Here is a 3038-nt window from a genome sequence, read left to right on the forward strand (position 1 = left end):
CTCTTTTTGAAGTGGATTCCATACGAAATATCCGTTCATTAGATTAAGGATATCAGTTATTGGTGCTTTGTGGTCGAACGCCATCCGAACAAGATCTGACTGTGTATCAAGTATTACCATGTTTGGTTCATACTCTAGCTGACTTTTCAGTCTGGCTTCAAACTCTTCCCTGATCTTGTTCTCTCGTTCATTCAATGCGTCGCGTTCTTTATTAATTTCCGCTAGCAATGGATCAACTTCAGCTGCCCACTTGGCCCGACGAATTTCAGATATGAGTATTCCTCTCTGATCTGAAACTACTTCTTCGAACTTTTCTCTAAAGAGTTCAGTTCCAATGTTCTTGTTCATGCTATAACCTCGATGAGATTGGAATTACTTGATGGTGTAATTGTAATCAGAGTGTCAGAATCTGGTGAAGTAACACCACCAGTCACCAATCTCAATGCCATACTACGGATTTGCACCGTATAGCTGTGCGCGACCCAGCTACCACACCTGTCGATGGCGCGTATGGCGAAATGTACAGTCAATTTTTAGAGATGTATTCCCTCTAGTTTTATTTAAATACTGGTGATTGAGCTCGATGCGAGGTCTAAGTGTCATCATATCAGCCAATACCCATCTCAAGGTCACACCGCCGTGTGATATTGACAACCTAATGCGCATATTGGAATTCGAATCCAAGTTTCAGGCTTGGAAGGCCCGTGTTCTCCCACTAAACTATATGCGCAATGAGAAGATGTTAATCATCTTCTACCGAATTTTTTAAAGCTTCTTTATGAACGTTAGATCCTTCGTATGTCTCTACCATTCCGGTACAACATTCGCCCCAACCAGGATCCATTTCATCCTGATCATTATTTGCAGCTTCCTCAGTTAAGAACCACCTTGGATAAGCTGAGCCATCACCGCAATCTACAATTGAGTAGTAAACAATTATTGGTTTTATTTTTGTTTCTATCATAAAGCCCTCGTGATCGGAATCGAACCGATCTATTCTATATGTCATAAGTGTGTGGAGGGAACTTAGAAACGGTGTACGGTGGCTTTTGTGTTGTGTCAAACGGCATCGAAGTAACACCGTACGTCACTAAGTTCCAAGTGCCAAGAGGAAGATTTGAACTCCACCTCGTCGTCCCAATCGAAGAACTCCCATTCATTCAAAAAGCGCTTTCGCACTTCCAACAACTGAACGGGCGTATTTTCGCGTGCTGCCTGATTACACCACTCTCGGCACATTGAGCATAAAATTAATCGAATCAATTATATCTATTGCATCTGGTACTGTTTCACACTGGATGCCGAAAAACGGCATCATGTGTGTGACTACAGTGATCTTATCTGCTTCAGTAATGGATGGATTAGTAATGAAACCAACAAGTCTATTATAGAATTTGAAATGCCAGCCTACGAATTGTGATTTCTCAGGAGGTTTCGCAGTTAAGAAGTATTCAGCTGTCACTTCTCTTCCGTGTCTGACATAGCTCATTACTGTTTCAGAATAATCCATCGCAATTACTCCCTAATCTTATATAGGTATTACAGGTATTTAAGTCTTACTCTTAGTCGTCGTCTTCATCTGCGCCGAAAAGGCAACTGAAATCATACTCCTCGAGATCGTCTCCGAAAATCGCACCGTAGATTCCGAAGATGTAGGCGATGAGGACTACAAGTGTGGCCAGGCCGAGCAGGATTGCGGCGAGTATAGGCATTACAACGATAAGGGTAGCTACTACAAGTGTGCTTGCGATAATTTTCTTAATTCTTCTTATAACGGACATATGAAATCAACCTCTTTATTGTGTATATTTGATAGACTGCGTGATCACATTTGATACATTTTGTTCTTGTGGCTATGTGTGCGTGTTTATGACCGGGAATTTGTATGATGGAAATGTGGGGCAACTCAAACTGAGTGCCACCACAAACCACACATTTAGACCTTGTCATAATCGATCAGTACCGTGAGTGCTCCTTCCGGCGTTCCATAAGGAACAACAAAATCAAAAGTAACATCCACATGCCCACCAGCAGGTACAAGTATGGTCTGAAAGGAACAGTTCCAGTCACCCGTGTCCACTGGCGATCCAGTTATATCACTTGCTGTCAGGTTCGTTGGTGTAAGAGTTATATCTGCAGAACCATTATTGGTTATACGCTGGATTATCTGAAGCTCAGTTCCGGGCTTTGCGTGCGGCGTTCCACCACGGATATCGAAGTCTATGTTGTTATCAACATTCGCACTTCCGGCTTTAACTTCGAAGGTGAACTCTTCTTTGTCTGCCTGCCCATTATGTCCATTATCATAGACGGTTACCCAACCTTTGTATACACCTGTCTTGAAATCAGAACAATTGAGGTCAACTGAATAGTTACCATCAGGTCTTACTGGTACATTGAAATCTGGCGCGGCTTTCTTATTTAAGTTGAGCGTAATGTTTTCAATCTGCTGCGGCCCATGTGGGGTGAAGATTGAGAACACAACTGCTACAGTCGGGTCATCTGCAAGATACACTTCAGCTGTGGCATTACACGCGGTGATCTGCGATTTAGAATAATCTACATTGCATCCTACAGTTGAACGGATGGCACTGGCTGGTGTTGCACAAAGGATAAGTGCAACTGCAAGTATTGCGAAAATCTGTCTTAACATAGTAACTCACTCCATACAATTTCGTATTTTCGTGTTTTCAAAAATGTGAGAATTGTTTCGTAAGCTGTTTTTGGATCTTCAATCTTTGCTATGAGTTTACTCATTGCTGAGTATTCTTCGTTCTTAACACCTTTTGATGTTGCGATTGTGCAAAAATCGACTGATTCTGCATTATCACCATCAAGTTGGCGGACTATCGACAGTTTTGTACCGTACATGATAGTCGGCTTGGCTTTGATCTTCATGGAACATCACCGGAAACGGATCTACGAAGCCTGCTTCATTGAGGCATGCAATTGTTTCATCACGCACCCATGTTTCTATGGCATCTTTTCTGCGTTTAAATTCCATACGCTCATGCCAGAATTCATCTGGAAATTCGGCA

Annotated in this window: 8 protein-coding genes and 1 tRNA gene; all 9 read right to left on the bottom strand. The window is 42.3% G+C overall.

The genetic code is table 11. From position 1 onward, the window contains the following. Positions 1–348 (bottom strand): hypothetical protein (locus tag PHO71_RS16985; protein WP_300205593.1); only part of this gene is annotated, 348 nt, incomplete at its 3' end. A gap of 311 nt (positions 349–659) precedes the next feature. Next, positions 660–730 (bottom strand) — tRNA-Gly (locus PHO71_RS16990). Between the two features lie 12 nt (positions 731–742). Further along, entirely contained in the window at positions 743–1009 is a 267-nt protein-coding gene (locus tag PHO71_RS16995; protein WP_300205595.1) for a hypothetical protein, read from the bottom strand. A gap of 50 nt (positions 1010–1059) precedes the next feature. Next, positions 1060–1239: a hypothetical protein gene (locus tag PHO71_RS17000; RefSeq protein ID WP_300205597.1), complete on the bottom strand. Its 180-nt coding sequence runs from the start codon at positions 1237–1239 to the stop codon at positions 1060–1062. Then, a complete protein-coding gene (locus PHO71_RS17005) occupies positions 1220–1489 on the bottom strand; it encodes a hypothetical protein (RefSeq protein ID WP_300205599.1) in 270 nt (89 codons plus the stop codon). The genes PHO71_RS17000 and PHO71_RS17005 overlap by 20 nt, the downstream gene beginning before the upstream one ends. A gap of 73 nt (positions 1490–1562) precedes the next feature. Continuing rightward, positions 1563–1781: a hypothetical protein gene (locus tag PHO71_RS17010; RefSeq protein WP_300205601.1), complete on the bottom strand. Its 219-nt coding sequence runs from the start codon at positions 1779–1781 to the stop codon at positions 1563–1565. Between the two features lie 155 nt (positions 1782–1936). Next, positions 1937–2653: a hypothetical protein gene (locus tag PHO71_RS17015; RefSeq protein WP_300205603.1), complete on the bottom strand. Its 717-nt coding sequence runs from the start codon at positions 2651–2653 to the stop codon at positions 1937–1939. Continuing rightward, on the bottom strand, positions 2647–2871 hold the full coding sequence (locus PHO71_RS17020) for a hypothetical protein (RefSeq protein WP_300205605.1): 225 nt from the start codon (positions 2869–2871) through the stop codon (positions 2647–2649). Before PHO71_RS17020 ends, PHO71_RS17015 begins: the two co-directional genes overlap by 7 nt. Then, positions 2834–3038: hypothetical protein (locus PHO71_RS17025; RefSeq protein ID WP_300205607.1), on the bottom strand; the 205-nt coding region annotated here is incomplete at its 5' end. The genes PHO71_RS17025 and PHO71_RS17020, both read right to left, overlap by 38 nt.

This window comes from Bacteroides sp. (genome assembly GCF_028690125.1).
In the GTDB taxonomy this organism is placed as follows: Bacteria; Bacteroidota; Bacteroidia; order Bacteroidales; family Bacteroidaceae; genus Bacteroides.

Bases quoted from the DNA above. Each gene is read 5' to 3' on its own strand.
- PHO71_RS16995 (WP_300205595.1), bottom strand. From the start codon at position 1,009: ATGACATATAGAATAGATCGGTTCGATTCCGATCACGAGGGCTTTATG.
- PHO71_RS17000 (WP_300205597.1), bottom strand. From the start codon at position 1,239: ATGTGCCGAGAGTGGTGTAATCAGGCAGCACGCGAAAATACGCCCGTT.
- PHO71_RS17005 (WP_300205599.1), bottom strand. From the start codon at position 1,489: ATGAGCTATGTCAGACACGGAAGAGAAGTGACAGCTGAATACTTCTTA.
- PHO71_RS17010 (WP_300205601.1), bottom strand. From the start codon at position 1,781: ATGTCCGTTATAAGAAGAATTAAGAAAATTATCGCAAGCACACTTGTA.
- PHO71_RS17015 (WP_300205603.1), bottom strand. From the start codon at position 2,653: ATGTTAAGACAGATTTTCGCAATACTTGCAGTTGCACTTATCCTTTGT.
- PHO71_RS17020 (WP_300205605.1), bottom strand. From the start codon at position 2,871: ATGTACGGTACAAAACTGTCGATAGTCCGCCAACTTGATGGTGATAAT.